Genomic DNA, 22854 nt, shown 5'->3' on the forward strand with positions numbered 1-22854 from the left:
CCCTGGCGTGCTCGCGAGCCGGACGGCTGTCCGCCACCCCGCCGAGCATGCGGGCCAGCTCCGCGACGCGTTCTTCACCGTCGACCACGGTGACATCGGACTGGGTGACCGCGCCGTCCGACTGTTTGTGCACGACCAGGTGTCGGTCGGCGTACGCCGCGACCTGCGGCAGGTGGGTGACGACGATGACCTGGGCCGTGCGAGCCAGATCCGCTAGCCGCGCGCCGATCTCGTGCGCTGCGGCACCCCGACGCCGGCGTCGACCTCGTCGAAGACGAAGGTCGGTACGTCGTCGGCCCCCAGCACGACCTCCAGAGCCAGCATGATGCGGGATAGTTCGCCGCCCGAGGCAGCCTTGGCCACGGACCGGGCGGGCTGGCCCGGTCCCGCGCTCAACTCGATGCTCACATCGTCGGCGCCGTCGGCGGACAGGTTCTCGGCAGCCGGCTCGCGCGGCGTCACGCAGACCTGCACCCGGGCCGAACCCATCGCCAACCGACTCAACTCCCTGTTGACCGCCTTGCCCAGCGCTGTGGCCGCGACCCGGCGGGCTGAGCTGAGCTCACCCGCCTTCTCGACAGCCGCCTTCTGCAGGGCCGGGACCCGCTCGCGCAGCTCGGTCAGCCGCTCATCGCCGCCATCCAGCGTGGCGATCTCCGCCGCTGCTTTCTGGGCGAACGAGAGCACCTCATCGACCGTGGAACCGTAGCGGCGGGTCAGATGGGTCAACTCGGCGCGCCGTTGTTGCACCCACGCCAGTCGCTCCGGGTCGCTCGGCAGGTCAGCGAGGTAGCCGCCGAGGTCGGCAGAGACGTCTGCCGCAAGCACCGCGAGTTCCCGCATCCGGGTCACCAGCTCCCCCAGCGCCTCGTCGTACTCCGCGGCCGTGGACAACGCCTGCCCCGCGGCGCTCAGGCAGCCCAGGACATGCGGGACCGGTTCGCCACCCTCGTCGTCGCCGGCGAGTTCGCGATGGGCCTGGGTGGTGGTCTCCCGCAGCAGTTCCACGTGGTCGAGTCGGTTGGCCTCGGCCGCCAGCGCGACGTCCTCACCGGCCTGGGGGTCGACCCGCTCGATGTCCTGTAGAGCTGCGGTCAGCTGATCCAGCCGCAACGTGCGCGTCTGCGAATCCGATTGCAGCGCAGCCAGTTCCGTGCGCGCGACCTGCCACTCGGCGTACGCCGATCGGTAGCTTTCCAGTGCGCGCGCCAGGTTGCGGCCGTGTCGTCTCCCGAAGTCGTCCAGGACGGCGCGATGCTGGTCGGTCCTCGCCAGTCGCCACTGATCGGCCTGGCCGTGCACGGCCACGATCTGCTCGCCGACCTCGCGCAGAACCCCCACCGGACTGGTACTTCCGCCGATCACTGCCCGGGAGCGGCCGGCGGTGGTCACGCTGCGCTGCAGGATCAGTTCGCCGTCGTCCATCTCGGCACCCGCTTCGAGCGCGCGCGCCGCGGCCGGGTGATCCTGCGCCAACTCGGCGATCCCCTCGACGCTGGACCGATCGGCGCCGGACCGGACCAGGGCCGGATCGGCACGCTGGCCCAGCAGCATGCCCAGCGACTGCACCACCATGGTCTTGCCGGCACCGGTCTCGCCCGTGAGCACGTTCAGTCCCGGACTCAGCTCCAGTGCGGCGTCCTCGATGACGCCCAGATTGCGGATGCGTAGTTCGCGCAGCATCGTCAGCTGCCGCGGCGGGTCCCGCGCCACCCGGAGACCGACAGATCGAACTTGGCCACCAACCGATCTGTGAATGGCGCGTCGGTCAGTCTGGCGAGCAGCACCGGGGTGTCGGCGCGGCAGACCTCGATCCGCGAGCCCGCCGGCAAGTCGTAGGAGCGCCGGCCATCGCACCAGACGACCGCCTCGGCTTCGGCGTCCTGTTTCAGCTCGACCGCGATGCGCACGTCGGTGGACAGGACCAACGGCCGGGCAAACAGCGCGTGCGCCGAGATCGGCACCAGCAAGATGGCCGCAACACCGGGCCAGACGATCGGACCGCCCGCTGAGAATGCGTAGGCCGTGGATCCGGTGGGCGTCGACATGACGACCCCGTCGCAACCCCAGCTGGACAAAGGGCGGCCATCGATCTCGACGACGACCTCGAGCATGCGCTCACGCGCGCGCTTCTCGACGCTGGCCTCGTTCAGTGCCCAGTCCCGCCAGAGCACCGCACCGTCCAAGGACGCGGTGACCGCCAAGGTGGCGCGTTCCTCGACCGTCCAGGATCGGTCGACGACCTTGCGAACCGTGGTGTGGATATCGTCGCGTTCTGCCTCGGCAAGGAATCCGACGTGCCCCAGGTTGATGCCGAGCAAGGGAACACGGTGGTCGCGCACGAGTTCGGCGCCTCGCAGGATCGTGCCGTCGCCACCGAGCACGATGGCCAGTTCGCACCCGGCGGCCGGGTCGTCGGCGTCGGCGACTTCGACCAGCGGCTCGTCGATGATGCCGAACGCCCGTAGTTCTTCGGCGGTCCCGACCACGCGGATGTCGTTGTCGCCCAGGTCTTTGACCAACTGGGCGGCGATTTCCAGGGCCTCCGGGCGGCCGGGATGGCCGATCAGCAGGATCTGGCGGGTCATCGCGGTCCTTTGTCGTCGCTGGTCCTGATGGTCGCGAGGGCGTTCGCGACCTGTGCTGGGTCCATCCTGCCTTCCACGGCCGGCCGCAACCACAGCAGGTACTCCTGGTTGCCGTGGGTGCCGGCCACGGCACTGATGGTGACACCGTGCACCGACAACCCGACACGGCCGGCCGAGTCGATGACTGCCGCCACGGCTTCGGCGCGTTGCTCGGCCGATCGCACGACCCCGTCGGAACCCAGGCGCTCCCGCCCCACTTCGAACTGCGGCTTTACCAGGACTACCACGTCGCCGTCCGAGGTCACCAGGCCCGACAGGACGCCGATCACGATGGTCAGCGAGATGAAACTGAGATCGGCCACGACCAGGTCGAATGCACCGCCCAGGTCGTCCACCGAGACGTCTCGGATCGAGGTACCTGATCGTTCGATCACCCGCGGATCGCTCCGGACCGGCTCGGCCAACTGACCGTGACCGACGTCCAGGGCGATCACCTGCGCGGCGCCGCGCTCCAGCAGCACCTGGGTGAACCCGCCCGTCGACGCGCCCACGTCCAGACAGCGTCGATCATCGACGCGCACCTGCGGGAATGCTTCGAGGGCGCCGATCAGTTTGTACGCCGCGCGTCCCACGTAGCGTTCCGGCTCACCGATCAGTTCAAGGTCGTCGGCGTCGGTGATCCGGCTGCTGGCCTTGGCCAGGATCGCACCGTTGCACCGGACGCGGGAGGAGTCGATGTACTCCCGGGCGAGCATGCGCGACCTGGCCAGGCCCCGGTCCACCAGAGCTTGGTCCAGACGCTGCCCACGCTGCGCGCGGGTCATGATCAGTCCAGCCCGGACAACCGGTCGGCCAGACGTTGATGGGCCGCGGTCAGCAATTCGAGTGCGGCGTCGACATCCAGGGGTGCGCGCGACTCGGCGTCGGCGGCCAACTGCTGTGCCATCGGCCCGAGATCGGCCAGGACCGCGTCGACACCCGGATCACCGGTGGTGTAGGAGGTCGCGCCCGGCTGCTCGTCGGTGGGCACCTCGTCGTCGGGCCCCGGTACGTTGTCGCCGGTCATGAGGAAGGCACCGAGCCGGACTGGGCGGTTTTCTTGATGGTGGCCCGCTTCGTAGTCGGCCTCTTGGCCGCCGTCGTCTTTTTCACCGTTGAACTCTTCGCCGTCGTCTTCCTGGGCCGGTCGGTGGGCATCGTCGTCTTCCTACTCGCCGACTTCGATGCCGGAGCAGCTTTGGCTGTTGTCTTGGCCGCGCTGGTCTTCGACGCCGGGGCCGATCGCACCGCCGCCTTCCTGGCGGTCGACTTCCTAGCCGCAGCAGTCTTCGCGGCCGGCGCTTTCGTGGCGGCTGCTTTCTTCGCCCCCGCCTTCTTAACCGTCGTCTTCTTCGCCGTCGTCTTCTTCGCCGCTGCCTTCTTCGCAGCTGCCTTCTTCGCAGCTGCAGCCTCCTTGACCGGCGCCGCCGGTACCTCTCCGCCCGCCGTGGAGGACTGCCGTTGGGCGGCCTCGCGCAGGGCTGCGCGCGAGACGACCGGTCGGCTGGGCGATCCAGGGCCCCTCGGCCCGGCCGGACGGGGCTGGGGAGAGACATCCTGGGCGAGCGCACGCTGCAGACGCTGGTTCTCCGCCCGCAATCGGTCGATCTCCTCCAGTGCCAGCGCCAACTCGTTCTCCGAAGCCAAGCCGACACGGTGCAGCTGACCTTCGATTTCGGCTCGGATCACGTCCTCGACCATGGCGCGATTCGCGGACAACGCTCCGACCAACTCGGCTGCGACTCCGGACACCGCCGCAGCACGCTCACCCACACCGGACGGTACGGCGGTGTGGACGGCCGTCGTGAAGCCACCGAAGTCGCCGACCCGATCTCCCAATTGGTCTGCCACGTCGTTGAACTGACCGCTCAAGACAGCCGCGAGGTCACCGACCTGGCCGGCGAAGTCGTGGGCCCGCCGACTGGCCGGCGCCACCGCCGGGGACGTCATGACCCCGTTGGACACCGAGTGCGCGGCCTCCAGCGTGCGGTCTGCCACCTGCAACAAAGCCTTGATCACCGACTGCAACATGTCGTCACTCATCTCCAGACTCCTGTGTCATCGGCGGGGCTACTCCTGCGTTCTACCGTACTGTGCCGCCAGCCGCGCGGCGCTCCGTTGGTCTATCCGGTTGTCGTCCAATGCATCCCAGACCACCCGGAGCACGACACGCAACGCCACGATGTCGTCCTGCGGTGCGCCGTCGGACCACCGGATCGCATCCCCCGATAGGTGCGCCACGCTGTCACCGATGCGGTAACCGCCCGACTCCGGACGAGGTTCCTCGTACGGCTCGCGCAGGCCGCCGGCATCGGCACACACGAACCGAGGGCGTTGCTCGCGAGGTGCCTGGGCCAGATCAGCCGGTCCGTGCACTCCCGACAGCACGAACAATGCATCCATCCCCGCCGCCGAGGCACCGGCGATGTCGGTGTCGAGCCGGTCGCCCACTCCGAGCGTCTGAGCAGCCGGAACCTCGAGCGCGGTCGCGGCCATGGTGTAGAGCAACGGTCCCGGCTTTCCGACAGTCTCCGGCTGCACGCCGGTGGCCACGGCGACCGCCTCGACCAGGGTGCCGTTGCCCGGCGCCACCCCACGATCCGTCGGCAGCGTGCGGTCGGTATTGGTCGCCACCCATACCGCCCCGTTCTCGACGGCGTACGCCGCCTCGGCCAACCGCGCCGCCGTGACATGGGGACCGTAACCCTGCAACACTGCCGCCGGACGGTCCTCGGCATTGTCGACAATCTCAAAACCTCTGTCCCGCAGCGCAATAGCGACTCCGTCGCCGCCTACCGGCAGCACCCGAGCACCCTCAGGCAGTCGTTGCGACAGGTGGTGTGCTCCGGCCAGCGAACTGGTGAACACCTCTGTGGGCCGGACGTCCAACCCGAAGGACCGTAGGTGCTCGGCCACCTCCTGCGGACTGCGGGATGCGTTGTTGGTGGCATAGGCCACCCTGGTGCCGTGCCGCGCCAGCGCGGCCAACGCGTCCACCGCCGGTTGGATGGGCTGAGGGCCCCGGTAGACGACCCCGTCAAGATCGACGACGAGGGCCCGATAGTCATCGGCCAGTGTGCTCATTCCGCCATTGTGTCGGGTGCCGCACACCCGAAGACGCGCCGCCCGCCCTCCGATCGTCAACCCACCGGAGCGCGGCCGCGTGATCTGCCCCGCGCGGCAGCGCCACGTTTGCCCCGGTCGGTGGTCGCTGCCCTGGTGAGCACGGTCATTGCCCCGACTTCGACCTCGACCCGGCTCTGCACAGCAGTCCCGGCACGCCAGAAGCGGCGACGCAGTTCGCCCGACACGGCGATCTCGTCGCCACCCGCGAGCCGCGCACCCTGCCGACGCAAACGGGTAACCCAGCAGACCAGATCAAAAGTGTCCACCCGCTGTCCGGTTGCCTTCGCGCGACTGTCCTCCGGGCGGGGCACCACCAGCCGGAACGTCACAATCTCGTCTCCGCTGGGCAACTCCCGTACCGTCGGCTCCCCGCTGACGCGGCCGCACAGCGTCACCGTGTTGACCGGTGGCGATTGCTGCTGCCCGGCATCATGCTGTGCACCCTTCACCGCTAACCCCCTCACGCAATGCACCCTTGGCATTGCTGGGAATCAGCCTGGCGTCGAACGCCCGCCGCTCGCCAGGGCGGGCTGCAGCGGTGTGGACAACCGCGGTCAGGCTGTGGACACCGGCAGACGCGCTTGCTCAGTCGTCGCTGAACGGATTGGTCAGGGCGTCGTAGGACGACTCCGCTGAACCGGGCGCCTCCTCGGCAACCTCCGGAACGGCCGTGTCCGTCGAGCCGGCCGAGTCCTCGAGGATGAAGCTCTCTTCCGAGACCCGGGCGGTCACCGTCTCGTCATCGGCGTGACCGTCTTCCTCGAGGTCGACCAGCAGGAATCCATCGAGTTCGTCGAGCCGCTCGTCGGCATCCGTTTCGCCCTCGGCATCGGCCGCGGCGGCCTTGGCGAACCACTTCCTGGCTTCGGTCTGGCGGCCGGCCGCGAGCAGAGCATCGGCGTACGCGTAGAACAGCCGCGCCGCCCAGGGTTGGGTGCTCGCACGCTGCAGCGCAGGCACATTGAGCACGGCGACCGCTGCCTCAGGCTGATCCAGATCGCGGCGGATCCCTGAAACGACGATCAGCAGCTCGATGTTGTCGGCCTCGGTCAGCTTGCGTGCGGCAGGGCTCGCGGCAAGATCCAGTGCGCGCTCGTAACGGCCCAGACCGCGTTCTGAATCCACCATGTAGGGCAGCAGATGATCGCTGCCGGACAGGCGGCGGGCAGTGCGGAACTCCCGCAACGCATCGGCGAATTCGCCTCGCCGGTAGTAGACGAGGCCCAGCGCCTCACGAACTGCGGGCACCCGGCCGGCACGACCGGCTGCGTGCAATGCGTGCGACAACGCCGTGTCCGGATCATCGTCCAGCACGGATGCCGAGGCCACGAGGTGCTTGGCGACGCCATCGGCGTTGTCCTTGCTCAGCGTCCGAAGCTGGGTCCAGACGTCTCGATCCAACTCGTGCCCGGTGATGTCCTCGGGGATCTCAGGTTCGACGGCACGCGGGCCCCGATCCCGCCCTTCGTTACGCGGTGAGGTCCGGTCCCAACTACGCGGCGCCCGTTGCGGATTCGACGTCTGCGAGATGGGCCGGTCCTGACCGTCACGGTCGGGCCGGCCGGATCGGCGCTGGGCACCACGATCCCGCGACGCACCACGATCCCGCGACTCGAACTTCCGGTCGTTACCCCGACCCTGGGTGCTTTCGCGTCGCCCGGACCGTTCCCCGCGGTCCCGGGGCCCGCGGCCGCCCTCCTTTTTCGCGCGATCAGGCCGATCCGAGCGTCCAGCACGATCCGAGCGGTTGGGTGCCTGCCGCCGAGCGGCATCACGGCCGCCGCCGGATCGGGTGCCGCGGTCCGCCCGAGGCGGGGTGTCCGTCGGAGCCGAGTCAGCTGCGCTGGCCGTTCCTTCGCCCGTGGCACGCGACCAGCGTCCCGAGCGCTGCGCTTCGGATGAGCTGTCGGCGCCGTCCTGGGGTACGCCGCTTGGATCGTTGTCGCTCATTCCTGCTCCACTCGTGGTCGTCAACCAACTGCGACCCTAGTCCAACGGCCGATAAATGCTTTCAGGGCCACCGGTGGGGTGGCCCTGAAAGGGTTTGCTGAATGGTTGTTCGGCGGTGTCCTACTCTCCCACACCCTGGCGGGTGCAGTACCATCGGCGCTGAAGGGCTTAGCTTCCGGGTTCGGGATGTGTCCGGGCGTTTCCCGCTTCGCTATGACCGCCGTAACGTTGTGAAACAACGTGTTGTTCCACCACTTTTCACTTATTCGTGTTGTTGTGGGGTGTTGTTTCAGATTCGCATAGTGGACGCAAGCAGTTCGTGTGTTCGTGTTCTTGTGGTGGTTTTGGTGCCACCTGCCACACCGGCTAGGGGTGTGGTGTGGTCAAGTTGTTGGCTTATTAGTACCGGTCAGCTCCACACATTGCTGTGCTTCCACGTCCGGCCTATCAACCCAGTCGTCTAGCTGGGAGCCTTCACACCGTGTTGGTGATGGAAACCTGATCTTGGAGCGTGCTTCCCGCTTAGATGCTTTCAGCGGTTATCACTTCCGAACGTAGCTAATCAGCGGTGCCCCTGGCGGGACAACTGACACACCAGAGGTTCGTCCATCCCGGTCCTCTCGTACTAGGGACAGGTCTCCTCAAGTTTCCTACGCGCGCAGCGGATAGGGACCGAACTGTCTCACGACGTTCTAAACCCAGCTCGCGTACCGCTTTAATGGGCGAACAGCCCAACCCTTGGGACCTACTCCAGCCCCAGGATGCGACGAGCCGACATCGAGGTGCCAAACCATGCCGTCGATATGAGCTCTTGGGCAAGATCAGCCTGTTATCCCCGGGGTACCTTTTATCCGTTGAGCGACGGCGCTTCCACAAGCCACCGTCGGGTCACTAGTCCCCACTTTCGTGTCTGCTCGACATGTCTGTCTCACAGTCAAGCTCCCTTGTGCACTTACACTCAACACCTGATTGCCAACCAGGCTGAGGGAACCTTTGGGCGCCTCCGTTACTCTTTGGGAGGCAACCGCCCCAGTTAAACTACCCACCAGGCACTGTCCCTGAACCAGATCATGGTCCGAGGTGAGGAGCCCAGAACGACCAGAGTGGTATTTCAACGTTGACTCCACCACCACTAGCGTGGCGGCTTCATAGTCTCCCACCTATCCTACACAAGCCGTACCGAACACCAATACCAAGCTATAGTAAAGGTCCCGGGGTCTTTCCGTCCTGCTGCGCGTAACGAGCATCTTTACTCGTAGTGCAATTTCGCCGAGTTCGCGGTTGAGACAGTGGAGAAGTCGTTACGCCATTCGTGCAGGTCGGAACTTACCCGACAAGGAATTTCGCTACCTTAGGATGGTTATAGTTACCACCGCCGTTTACTGGGGCTTAAATTCTCAGCTTCACACCCAAAGGATGTTAACCGGTCCTCTTAACCTTCCAGCACCGGGCAGGCGTCAGTCCGTATACATCGAATTACTTCTTCGCACGGACCTGTGTTTTTAGTAAACAGTCGCTTCTCCCTGGTCTCTGCGGCCCTCCCCCTAGCCAGTAAATGGCTTCAGGGTTGGGGCCCCCTTCTCCCGAAGTTACGGGGGCATTTTGCCGAATTCCTTAACCACGATTCACTCGATCGCCTTAGTATTCTCTACCTAACCACCTGAGTCGGTTTAGGGTACGGGCGGCTCGGACCTCGCTAGAAGTTTTTCTAGGCAGCATAGGATCACCCTACTTCCCACATTCGTGGTCACTATCAAGCCTCACCCACATGACCGGCGGATTTGCCTACCGATCGGGCTGCGCTCTTAGACGTGGACAACCATCGCCACGCGGAGGCTACCTTCCTGCGTCACTCCCTTGCTTACCTACTACGAGATCGGGTCCCACGCTCCCCACGATCAGTACCACCCGAAGGTGACACAACGACCATGGTTTGGGTGGTTAGCATCCCTCGCCTCGATATGGGCGGTCCTTCGCCGGTTCCGGAATATCAACCGGATGTCCATCGACTACGCCTGTCGGCCTCGCCTTAGGTCCCGACTTACCCAGGGCAGATGAGCTTGACCCTGGAACCCTTGGTTATTCGGCGGACGGGTTTCTCACCCGTCATTCGCTACTCATGCCTGCATTCTCACTCGTGTCACCTCCACCCCTGGTTCACACCGGGACTTCACTGGTGACACGACGCTCCCCTACCCAACCACACCCCTGAACACCACAGAACAAGTCCGGGTACTAGGGAACATGTGTGATTGCCACAGCTTCGGTGGTGTGCTTGAGCCCCGCTACATTGTCGGCGCGGAATCACTTGACCAGTGAGCTATTACGCACTCTTTAAAGGGTGGCTGCTTCTAAGCCAACCTCCTGGTTGTCACAGCAACTCCACATCCTTTCCCACTTAGCACACGCTTAGGGACCTTAGCTGGTGATCTGGGCTGTTTCCCTCTCGACGACGAAGCTTATCCCCCGCCGTCTCACTGCCACGCTCTCACTTACCGGCATTCGGAGTTTGGCTGACGTCAGTAACCTGGTGAGGCCCATCAGCCATCCAGTAGCTCTACCTCCGGCAAGAAACACGTGACGCTGCACCTAAATGCATTTCGGGGAGAACCAGCTATCACGGAGTTTGATTGGCCTTTCACCCCTACCCACAGCTCATCCCCTCCATTTTCAACTGAAGTGGGTTCGGTCCTCCACACCGTCTTACCGGCGCTTCAACCTGGCCATGGGTAGATCACTCCGCTTCGGGTCTAGACCCAGCGACTCAAACGCCCTCTTCGGACTCGCTTTCGCTACGGCTTCCCCACACGGGTTAACCTCGCCACTGAGCACTAACTCGCAGGCTCATTCTTCAAAAGGCACGCCATCACCCAACCCCCAACGGGGCAGGCCCTGACGGATTGTAAGCACACGGTTTCAGGTACTATTTCACTCCCCTCCCGGGGTACTTTTCACCTTTCCCTCACGGTACTAGTCCGCTATCGGTCACCAGGGAATATTTAGGCTTAGCAGGTGGTCCTGCCAGATTCACACGAGATTCCTCGAGCCCCGTGCTACTTGGGAAAAAACGTTCAGGCAGTCACACATGTTTCGTCTACGGGACCACCACCCTCTACGGTGCACCATTCAAGATGCTTCGACTACACGCGCGATTTATCACTACCCACCAGCATGTCAGTACCGGTACAACGCATCCCACAACCCCCACGCCGCAACCCCTGACAGGTATCACACAACGCAGGTTTAGCCTGATCCGCTTTCGCTCGCCACTACTCACGGAATCACTATTGTTTTCTCTTCCTGCGGGTACTGAGATGTTTCACTTCCCCGCGTTCCCTCCACACACCCTATACATTCAGGTGCAGGTGACTGGACATAACTCCAGCCGGGTTCCCCCATTCGGCAACCCTCGGATCAGCCCGTTTATCGACTCCCCGAGGCTTATCGCAGATTACTACGGCCTTCATCGGTTCCTGGTGCCAAGGCATCCACCGTGCGCCCTTAAAAACTTGACCACCACCCACCAACCAACAGCAGGCAGCAACCAAAATTCACAAAGACACAAAAAACAAGATGCTCGCGTCCACTATGCAATTCTCAAACAACACACACACCACACCACCAACCCCCACCACCAGATGAGGACCAGCACCATGCGTGCCACACCAGAAAAAACACTCACGTGTTCCTTCAGGACCCAACAGTGTGCCGACGCCCCCACACCACACCCACCAACACCACCAACCCTCCACGAACACCACACCACAACGGGCTTGATCTTCAGTACTAGTTGATCGAGTCGGCACTCGCGGTCACGAGGCACCATGATTGATGTTCCACCCTTGAGCAACACCCACCACACGGACCCACCCACCCCACAACGGGTAAGCAGTATCGGTGATGCTGATGTCTTCTCTGCACCCGCCAACACCACACCCCCACCAACCGGTGGAAGCACATGACATGACAGGTGAGCGCTCCTTAGAAAGGAGGTGATCCAGCCGCACCTTCCGGTACGGCTACCTTGTTACGACTTAGTCCCAATCGCCAATCCCACCTTCGACCACTCCCCCGGTAAACCGGTTAGGCCGTGGGCTTCGGGTGTTACCAACTTTCGTGACTTGACGGGCGGTGTGTACAAGGCCCGGGAACGTATTCACCGCAGCAATGCTGATCTGCGATTACTAGCGACTCCGACTTCATGGGGTCGAGTTGCAGACCCCAATCCGAACTGAGACTCGTTTTAAGGGATTCGCTCCACCTCACAGTATCGCAACCCTCTGTACGAGCCATTGTAGCATGCGTGAAGCCCAAGACATAAGGGGCATGATGATTTGACGTCATCCCCACCTTCCTCCGAGTTGACCCCGGCAGTCTCCCATGAGTCCCCACCATCACGTGCTGGCAACATGGAACGAGGGTTGCGCTCGTTGCGGGACTTAACCCAACATCTCACGACACGAGCTGACGACAACCATGCACCACCTGTACACCAGCCAAAAAGGCTCACACATCTCTGCATGATTCCGGTGTATGTCAAGCCTTGGTAAGGTTCTTCGCGTTGCATCGAATTAATCCGCATGCTCCGCCGCTTGTGCGGGCCCCCGTCAATTCCTTTGAGTTTTAGCCTTGCGGCCGTACTCCCCAGGCGGGGCGCTTAATGCGTTAGCTACGGCACGGAACCCGTGGAATGGATCCCACACCTAGCGCCCAACGTTTACGGCATGGACTACCAGGGTATCTAATCCTGTTTGCTCCCCATGCTTTCGCTTCTCAGCGTCAGTAGTGGCCCAGAGACCTGCCTTCGCCATCGGTGTTCCTCCTGATATCTGCGCATTTCACCGCTACACCAGGAATTCCAGTCTCCCCTACCACACTCTAGCCTGCCCGTACCCACTGCAGACCCGGAGTTAAGCCCCGGGCTTTCACAGCAGACGCGACAAACCGCCTACAAGCTCTTTACGCCCAATAATTCCGGACAACGCTCGCACCCTACGTATTACCGCGGCTGCTGGCACGTAGTTAGCCGGTGCTTCTTCTCCACCTACCGTCACCCAAAAAGGCTTCGTCAATGGCGAAAGGAGTTTACAACCCGAAGGCCGTCATCCCCCACGCGGCGTCGCTGCATCAGGCTTGCGCCCATTGTGCAATATTCCCCACTGCTGCCTCCCGTAGGAGTCTGGGCCGTGTCTCAGTCCCAGTGTGGCCGGTCGCCCTCTCAGGCCGGCTATCCGTCAAAGCCTTGGTAAGCCATTACCCCACCAACAAGCTGATAGTCCGCGAGCCCATCCTCCACCACAAAAGCTTTCCACCACACACCATGCGATGCGCAGTCATACCCGGTATTAGACCCCGTTTCCAAGGCTTATCCCAAAGTGAAGGGCAGGTTACTCACGTGTTACTCACCCGTTCGCCACTCATCCACACCAGCAAGCTGGTGCTTCAGCGTTCGACTTGCATGTGTTAAGCACGCCGCCAGCGTTCGTCCTGAGCCAGGATCAAACTCTCCGCAAAAAAATACAGACAATCCAAAACTGGCAATCAATCAACAAAGAGCACCCAACCAAAAGGTCAGGCAACAATTCATAACACTGACAACCAATCAAAAAACAATTGGCATCAATCACTCGACACACTATTGAGTTCTCAAGAAACACGCTGTCCACCGTGATTTTCCCTTGCGGGTTTCTCACCGAGGCAACTTCTAAAACTTACCACCGCTACTTGGGACTTTCCAAATCCGCTTCCCGGGCCGATCCGCTCGGATCTTGCCGGTCCACGCAAGCGCGACGAATCGTCGTACTCGAATCTTGGAAGGTGCCCACGATCACGGGGCGATGCGCCGGGACCGGCCAACCTTGCGGCTGTCCGTGCCTCCCTGGCAACCCGGTGAACATTACGCGACGCAGCCCATGGCGCAAAATCGGTGCGGGTGGCCGCCCACGATGTGAGCAGCCACCCGCCGGTGGATGAGAAACTGCAGGTCAGACCGGCATCCGCACGGCCGCAAGGTGCTTGCGGCCGCGCTTCAACAGGGCCACCTGACCGTGCAGGTAGTCCTTGTCCTCGAGCACTGCGGTGACGGACTCGACTTTGAGGTTGTTCAGCGAGATCCCGCCCTCCGTGACCAGCCGGCGCGCCGCGTTACGGCTGTCGGCGATCCCGACGGCCACCACGGCATCGACCAGCTCGGTCCCCGGCTGCACCTGCGCCCCCGGCAATTCACTGGTCGCATCCCGCAGTGTGTCGGCATCCAGTGCGCCGACGTCACCCTTCCCGAACAACGCCTCGGAGGCGGCCCTCACCGCGTCGGTCGCGCTCTGACCATGCACCATCGTCGTGACCTGCTCAGCAAGGGTGCGCTGAGCGGCCCGTCGGAACGGCTCCTGATTCACCTGCCGCTCGAGGTCTTCGATCTCCGCCCGCGGCAGGTCGGTCAACGCCTTCAACAGGCTGATCACCGACGCGTCCTCGGTGTTGAGGAAGTACTGGTAGAACGCGTACGGGGTCGTCATGTCCGCGGACAACCACACGGCGTTGCCTTCGGATTTGCCGAACTTGCGACCCGTCGAATCCGTCAGCAACGGCGTGGCCAGTGCGTGCACGGCTTTGCCCTCCACGCGGTGCACCAGATCGACGCCCGCCGTGATGTTGCCCCACTGATCGCTGCCACCGATCTCCAGCGTGCAGCCGTGCTCGCGGAAGAGCTGCAGGTAGTCCATCGCCTGCAGGATCTGGTAGCTGAACTCGGTGTAGGAGATGCCCTGTTCGCTCTCCAACCGGCGCGCGACTGCTTCCTTGCGGATCATCGTGTTGACCCGGAAATGCTGGCCGATGTCGCGCAGGAAATCCAGCGCACTCAGCGGCGCGGTCCAGTCGAGGTTGTTCACCAGGATGGCGGGGTTGTCCCCCTCGAAGTCCAATAGCGGACCGACGAGGGTCTTGATCCGGTCGACCGACGCCGCGATGGTCTCCTTGCTCTGCAGCACTCGCTCGGAGTCCGGCTTGGGGTCGCCGATCAGTCCTGTCGACCCGCCGACCAGACAGATCACGTGATGACCGGCGGCCTGCATCCGGCGCAACACCGACAATTGCACGAAGTTTCCGAAGTGCAGGGACGGTGCGCTGGGGTCGAACCCGCAATAGACCGTGATCGGCCCGTCGGCGAGTGCTTGGCGCAGCGCGGACTCGTCGGTGGTCTGCGCCACCAGCCCCCGCCACTGCAGCTCGTCGAAAAAGTCGCTCACGATCCCGTTGTCCTTATCTCTCGGTTGTTCCGTGTGGATGCCACACACCCGGGTCAGCATGGCGTACGCCGCGTGCCCGGACGCGCTCCATTCTCACCTGCCGGACCCCTCAGGCACCGGGTCGGGGTCGCGGCACCGCCGGTCGGTAGACCGACACGAACGGATCGCCGGCGATCCAGAACCGCCACGGGAACAGCCCACCGTCGCCGCCCGGACCCCGCACGCCGACCCGGGGTCCGGATTCGACGGCGGCCACCGCGGCTCCTTCACCCAGGGTGATTGCGCGTTCGTCACGAGAGTCGGTGACGATCGGTGCACCATTGTCGGCCAGCGTCAGCCCCAACGCCTGTGCCAGCCTGGCCGGCCCGCGCGCCAGGTCGCGATCGGTGACGGCGCCGCGGCGTTGCCTGGCAAGCCCAGCGCCCTCGACGACCTCTCCGGAGCGAACCAAGGCGGCCGCCGCCGAACCGTCCTGGGACAGAACGACGTTGGCGCAGTAGTGCATTCCGTAGGTGAAGTAGACGTACAGGTGCCGGGGCGGGCCGAACATCACCGCGTTGCGCTTCGTGCGGCCACGGTAAGCGTGCGAGCCCGGGTCGACCTCCCCGCGTACGCCTCGACCTCGGTGATGCGCACCGTGACTCCCCCGTGCGACAGGTGCGCGCCCAGCAGCGCGCGAGCCTGGTCCAGCAGGAGAGGTACGTCGATCGGCACGTCAGCGGATCTGCGGCGGTTCTTCGGCCCAGCCGCGGTAGTCCCCCGAGGTCTTCTCAGCCGCGGCCAGTTGTTCAGCGACTCGTGACGGCGCAGTGCCCCCGGTTGCGTCACGGGAGGCGAGAGAACCTTCGACGGTGAGCACCCGGCGTACGTCGGGAGTCAGGTTCGGGTTGATCGCGGCCAGGTCCTCGTCGCTCAGATCCCACAACTCGATCCCGCGCTCCTCGCACACCCGCACACAGGCCCCGGCCACCTCGTGAGCGACCCGGAACGGCACGCCCTCGCGCACCAACCACTCCGCAATGTCCGTTGCCAACGCAAAGCCCTGCGGCGCCAAGGATTCCATCCGCTGCGTGTTGAAGACCAACGTCGCGACCATGCCGCTGACCGCCGGGAGCAGCACCTCAAGAGTGTCCACCGCGTCGAAGACCGGCTCTTTGTCCTCCTGCAGGTCCCGGTTGTAGGCCAAGGGCAGCGCCTTGAGTGTCGTCAGCAGACCGGCGAGGTCCCCGACCAGCCGTCCGGCCTTGCCACGGGCCAACTCCGCGACGTCGGGGTTCTTCTTCTGCGGCATGATGCTCGAGCCGGTCGAATAGGCATCGTCGAGCGTGACGAAGGAGAACTCCTTGGTCGCCCACAGCACGATCTCCTCAGCCAGCCGGGAAACGTCGACTGCGGCCATCGCTGCCACGAAGGCGAATTCGGCGGCGAAGTCGCGGCTGGCCGTACCGTCGATGGAGTTGGCGCTGCTGCGGCTGAAGCCGAGGTCCTGCGCGACGGACTGCGGGTCCAGGCCGAGCGAGGAACCGGCCAGGGCCCCTGAACCGTACGGAGATTCATCTGCCCGGCGATCCCAGTCACGCAACCGGTCCACGTCGCGCAACAACGCCCACGCGTGCGCCTGCAGGTGATGGGACAGCAACACCGGCTGAGCGTGCTGCAGGTGGGTGCGGCCGGGCATCGCCACCCCGAGGTTGGCCCCGGCCTGGGCGAGCAGGGCATCGACGACGTCCAGCAGCAGCGTCGCGACCGAGCGGGCGTGCGCCCGCAGGTACATCCGGAACAGGGTGGCGATCTGGTCGTTTCGGGACCTGCCGGCGCGCAAACGGCCCCCGACGTCGGCGCCGGCCCGTTCGATCAGGCCCCGTTCGAGAGCCGTGTGCACGTCCTCGTCGCCGGGTGCGGGGGTGAACTCACCGGATCGTACGTCGGCCAGCAATTGCTCGAGGCCGGCGAGCATGGCGGCCAGCCCCTCATCGTCCAGCAATCCCGCCGAGTGCAGCACCCGGGCGTGCGCCCGGGAGCCGGCGATGTCGAATTCGGCCAGCCGCCAGTCGAAATGGGTCGACTTGGACAGGGCGGCGAGCGCGTCCGCCGGCCCGCCGGCGAAGCGGCCACCCCATAGGGCGAGATTTCCTTCGGTGTTCACGGATCTCCTCTGCGACTACTGCTGCGCGAGTTCGAGCAGGGTGCGCACCAGGCGCGACGCCGCACTCTTGGACTCGGTGACGATCAAGATGGTGTCATCGCCGGCGATCGTGCCGAGCACCGACGGCAGACCGGCGTGATCGAGTGCTGAGGCCAGGAAGCTCGCCGCCCCCGGCGGGGTCCGCACGACGACCTGGTTGGTCGCGGGCACCGCGGTGACGAGGAGCTCGGCCGCTACCCGGCGCAGGCGATCGGTGGGTGCCTCGACGTCGTCACCTCCGGCCCGCGGCGCCGGATCGCCACCCTCGCCGGGGACGGCGTAGACCAGGTCGCGCCCACGGCGCACCTTCACAGCTCCCAGCTCGACCAGATCCCGCGACAGCGTCGCCTGGGTGACCTCGACCCCGTCCAGCGCCAGTTGCTGGGCCAACTGGGTCTGCGAACGAATCATCTGGCTGGCGATGATCTGGGCGATCCGCTGCTGGCGGCCGGTGCGGGTGGCGACGATCATCCCTGCTCCAGAAGAAACTCCAGCAGCGCCTTCTGGGCGTGCAACCGGTTCTCGGCCTCGTCCCACACGACCGACTGCGGCCCGTCGATGACCGATGCCTCGATCTCGAAGCCCCGGTAGGCGGGCAGGCAATGCATCGCGATGGCGTCGGGCGCGGCGTACGTCATGAGCTCGGCGGTGAGCGCGTACGGCGTGAACGGGGACTCGCTGCCCTTGCGTTCCCCGGCCTCCGACTCCATGCCCATCGAGACCCACGTGTCGGTGATCACCACGTCGGCATCGGTGACAGCCTCGGTGGCGTCGGTTCCGATCACGACGGAACCACCGGTGGATTCCGCCAATCCCTCTGCGCGAGAGACGATCTGGGCTTCAGGTTGATGACTGGCCGGGCCAGCGAGCCGCACGTGCAGCCCCGCGAGGGAGCCACCCAGCAGATAGGAGTTGGCCATGTTGTTGGCGCAGTCACCGACGTAGGCCATGGTCAGCCCGGCCAAGGCACCCTTGTGCTCGGTGATCGTCAACAGGTCGGCCAGGATCTGGCAGGGGTGGAAGTCGTCGGTGAGAGCGTTGACGACCGGTACGTCGACGAACTGCACCATCTGTTCCAGCCGCTCCTGGGCGTAGGTGCGCCACACGATGGCTGACACCTGACGACCGATGACGCGGGCCACATCGGGGATCGACTCGCGGGTGCCGATCTGCGCGAGATTGCCGTCGACGATCATCGGGTAACCGCCCAGTTCGACGACACCGGTGCTGAACGACAGTTGGGTACGCAGCGTCGGCTTGTCGAAGATGAGCGCCACCGAACGCGGACCCTGCAGCACGCGACTGGCAAAGCGGTCCTTCTTCAGTTCGGCCGCACGAGCGAGGATCTGGGCCTGCTCGGTTGCCGTCAGGTCGTCATCACGCAGGAAATGCCGCGTCATCACGACACCTCCAGCAGACCCGGCAACGCGGTGACGAACTCATCGATCTCACTGCCGGCGATGATCAGCGGCGGCGCCAGACGCAGGGCGTCGGGAGCCACCGGGTTGATGATGATCCCACGGTCACGGGCTCGCTCGGCGATCTGTGCGGACACCGGCCGGGCCAACGTGATCGCGCGCAGCAGCCCAGCTCCGCGGACCCCCGTGACCAGCGGATGATCCATCGCCGTGACACGGGCAGCGAGGTACTCCCCATGCGCTGCGCGTTACCGACCAGGTCCTGCTCCTCGATGGTTTCCAGCACGGCCAGCCCGGCGGCGGCGGCCAGCGGATTGCCACCGAACGTCGAACCGTGCTGCCCGACGGTGAGCAGGTCCGACACCGCGCCGCCGAAGGTGACCAGGGCCCCGATCGGGACGCCCCCGCCGAGCCCTTTGGCCAGGGTGATGGCGTCCGGCCGAATGCCCTCGTGCTCGTAACCGAACCAGCGACCGGTCCGGCCGATACCGCTCTGTATCTCGTCCACGATCAGCAACGCGCCTGCGGCGGCGGTGATTTCGCGAGCAGCCCGCAGATACCCGGTATCGGGAGCGATGACTCCGGCTTCACCCTGGATGGGCTCGAGGACGACGGCACCCGTCTGCTCGGTAACCGCCGCCCGCAGCGCATCGACGTCCCCGTAGGGCACATGGGAGACACCGGGGATCAACGGTTCGAAGGGTTCCCGGTAGTCCGCCTTGTAGGTCAGGGCCAACGCACCGGTCGTGCGCCCGTGGAAAGCGCCTTCGGCAGCGACGATCCCCGGGCGACCGGTGCGACGGGACAGCTTGATAGCCGCCTCGATGGCCTCGGTGCCGGAGTTGGCGAAGAAGACCTTTGACCCGTCGGGTGCCTGGGTCAGGTCCAGCAGGCGTTCGGCCAGGGCGATCTGTCCCGGCGAGGTGAACAGGTTGGACACGTGCAGCGCCTCGCCGGCCTGCTTCGAGATGGCGCTGACCAACGCGGGGTGGCCGTGGCCGAGGGAGCTGACGGCCAGACCTCCGACCAGATCCAGGTACTTGTTGCCCTCGACATCCCAGACGTAGCAGCCGGATCCGTGGCTGAGCACCAGCGGCGGTCGACCGAAGACGCCCAGCAGGCTGGCCTGATAGCGATCCAGCAGACCGTTGTTGGTCAGGGGGTCAGTCATCGGATCCCTCCTCGGGGAGCACCATGGTGCCGATACCGGCATCGGTGAAGACTTCGAGCAACAAGGAATGCGGCGCCCGGCCGTCGATCACGTGCGCCTGGGGCACACCGCCGCGTATCGCCCGCACGCATGCTTCCAACTTGGGCACCATCCCTGAATCCACCCGTTGCAGAAGCTGTTCCGCACGATCGACCGGCAGCGACGACAGCAGCGAGTCGCGGTCGGGCCAGTTGTCGTAGACGCCTTCCACATCGGTGAGGACGACGAGTTTGTGGGCGCCGAGCGCCACCGCAAGTGCGCTGGCCGCAGTGTCGGCGTTGACGTTGAGCACGTCGCCTTCGTGATCGAGGTCGGGTGCGATCGAGGACACCACCGGAATCCGTCCGGCCCGCAACAGATCTCGCACCGCGGCCGGGTTGACCGTGACGACGTCGCCGACCAGACCGATGTCGACGGTTTCGCCATCGACGATCGCTCCACGACGGCGGGCACCGAACAGCGAGCCGTCCTCGCCGGACAGGCCCACGGCCAGGGCACCGTGCGCGTTGATCAGGTTGATCAGTTCGCGCGAGACCTGCCCGGTCAGCACCATTCGGACGATGTCCATCGTCTCCGGCGTCGTGACCCGTAGGCCGCCTTTGAACTCCGAGACCAGGCCGACCCGGTCGAGCATCGCCTGGATCTGCGGTCCGCCGCCGTGCACGACGACAACCCGCAGGCCGGCGTACCGCATGAAGGCGACGTCCTGGGCGAACGCTGCTTTGAGGGCGGCGTCGGTCATGGCGTTGCCGCCGTACTTCACCACGACAAGGGCGTCCTTGAACCGCTGCAACCAGGGCAGCGCCTCGACCAGGGTCGCCGCCTTGCCGGCGGCGACGCTCAGGTCGGTGGGTGGGCGCTGGGCGATCATGTGCTGTACGCCGAGTTCTCGTGCACGTACTCGTGCGTCAGGTCGTTCGTCCAGACGGTGACTGCCTCCGCGCCGGCGTTGAGGTCCACCACGAGGCGCACTTCGCGTGGGGTCAGGTCGACCAGCGACCGATCGTCACCGACTCCGCCGTCCCGGCAGACCTGCACGCCGTTCATGCTCACGGCCAACTGCTCCGGCACGAACGCCGCCTTGGTGGTGCCCACGGCAGCCAGTACGCGGCCCCAGTTCGGGTCGCGGCCGAAGATCGCGCACTTGAACAAGTTGTTGCGGGCGATGGCCCGCGCGACCTCCAGGGCGTCGTGCTCGCTGGCCGCCGTCCGGACCTCGATGGCGATGTCGTGTGCGGCACCTTCGGCGTCACCGATCAGCTGCCGGGCCAGATCGGCGCAGCACGCGGTGACCGCCTCCGTCAGCTCCCGGGCCGTCGGACGGACGCCACTGGCACCGGAGGCCATCAGCAGCACGGTGTCATTCGTCGACTGGCACCCGTCGGAGTCGATCCGGTCAAAGGTGACGTGCGTGGCCGATCGGAGTACACCGTCCAGCATTTCTTCGTCGACCACCGCGTCCGTGGTGATGACCACGAGCATCGTGGCCAGGGCCGGGGCCAACATGCCGGCGCCTTTGGCCATACCGCCCACGACCCAGCCATCCCCTTTCACCACAGCGGTCTTGGGGTGGGTGTCGGTGGTCATGATCGCCTCGGCGGCCGCTGCTCCCCCGTCGGCGGTCAGCGCACTGGCTGCTTCGGTGATCCCCGCTGACAGCTTCGGCATCGGCAACAGCTCTCCGATGAGACCGGTCGAGCAGACGACGACATCCCCCGATGACACACCCGTCACCTCAGCGACCTGCTCCGCGGTGCGGTGCGTGTCGATGAATCCCTGGGCACCGGTGATCGCATTCGCCCCACCGGAGTTCAGCACGACGGCATCGACACGGCCGTCGGTGACGACCTGCTTGCTCCACGTCACCGGCGCCGCGCACACCCGGTTGCTGGTGAAGACGGCGGCGGCGTGGTGGTCAGGCCCGTCGTTGACCACGAGCGCGACGTCCGGCTTCCCGGAGGGCTTCAGTCCGGCGGTCACCCCGCTGGCCCGGAATCCCTGTGCTGCAGTGACACTCACGGCGCGACCCCTGTCATCGGAAGGCCAAGGGTCTCCTCGAGTCCCAGGGCCAGGTTCATGCTCTGGACGGCACCACCCGCCGTACCTTTGGTCAGGTTGTCGATGGCACTCACGACGATCAGTCGGCCGATCCGCTCATCCACCGCGATCTGCAGCTGCACGTTGTTCGATCCGAGCACGGCGCCGGTCGAGGGCCACCGGCCGTCGGGGAGCAGTTGCACGAACGGCTCGTCGCCGTAGGCCTTCTCGTACACCCCACGCACGTCGGTCGGGGATACGCCATCGGTCAACGGGGCGGAGCAGGTCGCGAGGATGCCCCGCGGCATCGGCGCCAGCGTCGGCGTGAAGGAGACCGTGACCGGGGCGCCAGCCGCGAGCGAGAGGTTCTGCTCGATTTCCGGCGTGTGCCGGTGGACGCCGCCCACGCCGTACGGGCTCATCGAGCCCATCACCTCGGCGCCGAGCAGATGCGGTTTGAGCGACTTGCCGGCACCCGAGGTGCCACTGGCCGCGACGATGACCACGTCACGCGCGGCCACGACACCGGCCGCGAAGGCGGGAGCCAGGGCTAGCGACGTCCCCGTCGGGTAGCACCCGGGGACGGCAATGCGACGGGCACCGCGCAGGGCGCTGCGCTGTTTGCTGTCGGTGCCGACCGGCAGCTCAGGCAGACCGTAGGGCCAGGACCCGGCGTACGGCGATCCGTAGAACTGCTCCCACGCATCGGCATCTGTCAGCCTGAAGTCGGCGCCGGCATCGATGACCACGGTGTCCGGCAACTGCTCTGCTACCTGTGCCGACGTGCCGTGCGGAAGCGCCAGGAAGACGACGTCGTGCTCGGACAGCACCTGCGGCGTCGTCTCCTGCACCACGACGTCCGCGAGCGGGGTCAGATGCGGCTGGAGGTCGCCAAGGCGCGTACCGGCCGACGATCCCGCGGTCAGGGCACCGATCCGCACCTGCGGATGGGCCAGGAGGAGACGCAGGATCTCGCCGCCGGCGTATCCGCTGGCGCCTGCTACGGCAACTGAGAACACCTGCATGACTATACACAATCATGCAGTGTCATGCA

Annotated in this window: 16 protein-coding genes, 3 rRNA genes and 2 pseudogenes; 1 reads left to right on the forward strand and 20 read right to left on the reverse strand. The window is 65.2% G+C overall.

The features are described from left to right. Nucleotides 1–7 precede the first annotated feature (7 nt). A complete protein-coding gene (locus ACFQBT_RS09425) occupies nucleotides 8–217 on the forward strand; it encodes a hypothetical protein (protein ID WP_377822208.1) in 210 nt (69 codons plus the stop codon). Here ACFQBT_RS09425 and recN read toward each other — a convergent pair. From recN to argC, 20 genes and pseudogenes are all read right to left on the reverse strand, one after another. Next, entirely contained in the window at nucleotides 214–1713 is a 1500-nt protein-coding gene (recN, locus tag ACFQBT_RS09430; RefSeq protein WP_377822209.1) for a DNA repair protein RecN, read from the reverse strand. The genes ACFQBT_RS09425 and recN overlap by 4 nt on opposite strands. Further along, nucleotides 1686–2588 (reverse strand): NAD kinase, encoded by a 903-nt coding sequence (locus ACFQBT_RS09435; RefSeq protein ID WP_377822211.1) that lies wholly within the window; start codon nucleotides 2586–2588, stop codon nucleotides 1686–1688. Before ACFQBT_RS09435 ends, recN begins: the two co-directional genes overlap by 28 nt. Then, on the reverse strand, nucleotides 2585–3412 hold the full coding sequence (locus ACFQBT_RS09440) for a TlyA family RNA methyltransferase (protein WP_377822213.1): 828 nt from the start codon (nucleotides 3410–3412) through the stop codon (nucleotides 2585–2587). The genes ACFQBT_RS09435 and ACFQBT_RS09440 overlap by 4 nt, the downstream gene beginning before the upstream one ends. A 2-nt stretch (nucleotides 3413–3414) precedes the next feature. Further along, nucleotides 3415–3654, reverse strand: a complete 240-nt coding sequence (locus ACFQBT_RS09445; protein WP_377822215.1) for a hypothetical protein — start codon at nucleotides 3652–3654, stop codon at nucleotides 3415–3417. Beyond that, nucleotides 3651–4670 carry a histone H1-like repetitive region-containing protein gene (locus tag ACFQBT_RS09450; RefSeq protein ID WP_377822216.1) on the reverse strand — a complete coding sequence of 340 codons (1020 nt, stop codon included), beginning with the start codon at nucleotides 4668–4670 and terminating at the stop codon, nucleotides 3651–3653. The genes ACFQBT_RS09445 and ACFQBT_RS09450 overlap by 4 nt, the downstream gene beginning before the upstream one ends. A gap of 27 nt (nucleotides 4671–4697) precedes the next feature. Next, a complete protein-coding gene (locus ACFQBT_RS09455) occupies nucleotides 4698–5711 on the reverse strand; it encodes an HAD-IIA family hydrolase (protein WP_377822217.1) in 1014 nt (337 codons plus the stop codon). A 56-nt stretch (nucleotides 5712–5767) separates the two neighbouring features. Further along, a complete protein-coding gene (locus tag ACFQBT_RS09460) occupies nucleotides 5768–6217 on the reverse strand; it encodes a single-stranded DNA-binding protein (RefSeq protein ID WP_377822219.1) in 450 nt (149 codons plus the stop codon). A 121-nt stretch (nucleotides 6218–6338) separates the two neighbouring features. Further along, on the reverse strand, nucleotides 6339–7154 hold the full coding sequence (locus ACFQBT_RS09465; RefSeq protein WP_377822221.1) for a hypothetical protein: 816 nt from the start codon (nucleotides 7152–7154) through the stop codon (nucleotides 6339–6341). Nucleotides 7155–7810: 656 nt separating this feature from the next. Continuing rightward, nucleotides 7811–7928: ribosomal RNA gene (gene rrf / locus ACFQBT_RS09470) — 5S ribosomal RNA — on the reverse strand. 154 nt (nucleotides 7929–8082) lie between these two features. Then, nucleotides 8083–11218 (reverse strand): 23S ribosomal RNA (locus ACFQBT_RS09475). A gap of 470 nt (nucleotides 11219–11688) precedes the next feature. After that, a 16S ribosomal RNA gene (locus ACFQBT_RS09480) occupies nucleotides 11689–13217 on the reverse strand. The 16S, 23S and 5S rRNA genes sit together here, the layout of an rRNA operon. A 470-nt stretch (nucleotides 13218–13687) precedes the next feature. Then, nucleotides 13688–14950 carry a tyrosine--tRNA ligase gene (tyrS, locus tag ACFQBT_RS09485; protein WP_377822223.1) on the reverse strand — a complete coding sequence of 421 codons (1263 nt, stop codon included), beginning with the start codon at nucleotides 14948–14950 and terminating at the stop codon, nucleotides 13688–13690. 109 nt (nucleotides 14951–15059) lie between these two features. Further along, nucleotides 15060–15664: pseudogene (locus ACFQBT_RS09490) on the reverse strand (DNA-3-methyladenine glycosylase). Nucleotide 15665: 1 nt separating this feature from the next. Beyond that, entirely contained in the window at nucleotides 15666–17096 is a 1431-nt protein-coding gene (gene argH, locus ACFQBT_RS09495; protein WP_377822225.1) for an argininosuccinate lyase, read from the reverse strand. A gap of 15 nt (nucleotides 17097–17111) precedes the next feature. After that, nucleotides 17112–17606 (reverse strand): arginine repressor, encoded by a 495-nt coding sequence (argR, locus tag ACFQBT_RS09500; RefSeq protein WP_377822227.1) that lies wholly within the window; start codon nucleotides 17604–17606, stop codon nucleotides 17112–17114. Continuing rightward, the gene (gene argF / locus ACFQBT_RS09505) at nucleotides 17603–18535 is read right to left on the reverse strand and encodes an ornithine carbamoyltransferase (RefSeq protein ID WP_377822229.1); all 933 of its coding nucleotides are present in this window, start codon (nucleotides 18533–18535) and stop codon (nucleotides 17603–17605) included. The genes argR and argF overlap by 4 nt, the downstream gene beginning before the upstream one ends. Then, nucleotides 18535–19766: pseudogene (locus ACFQBT_RS09510) on the reverse strand (acetylornithine transaminase). The gene argF and the pseudogene ACFQBT_RS09510 overlap by 1 nt, the downstream one beginning before the upstream one ends. Next, entirely contained in the window at nucleotides 19717–20634 is a 918-nt protein-coding gene (gene argB / locus ACFQBT_RS09515; RefSeq protein ID WP_377822231.1) for an acetylglutamate kinase, read from the reverse strand. The pseudogene ACFQBT_RS09510 and the gene argB overlap by 50 nt, the downstream one beginning before the upstream one ends. Beyond that, entirely contained in the window at nucleotides 20631–21782 is a 1152-nt protein-coding gene (argJ, locus tag ACFQBT_RS09520; protein ID WP_377822233.1) for a bifunctional glutamate N-acetyltransferase/amino-acid acetyltransferase ArgJ, read from the reverse strand. The genes argB and argJ overlap by 4 nt, the downstream gene beginning before the upstream one ends. Then, nucleotides 21779–22825, reverse strand: a complete 1047-nt coding sequence (gene argC, locus ACFQBT_RS09525; RefSeq protein WP_377822235.1) for an N-acetyl-gamma-glutamyl-phosphate reductase — start codon at nucleotides 22823–22825, stop codon at nucleotides 21779–21781. The genes argJ and argC overlap by 4 nt, the downstream gene beginning before the upstream one ends. Nucleotides 22826–22854 lie beyond the last annotated feature (29 nt).

It is taken from the genome of Branchiibius cervicis, from assembly GCF_042661605.1.
GTDB classification, from domain to species: domain Bacteria; phylum Actinomycetota; class Actinomycetes; order Actinomycetales; family Dermatophilaceae; genus Branchiibius; species Branchiibius cervicis.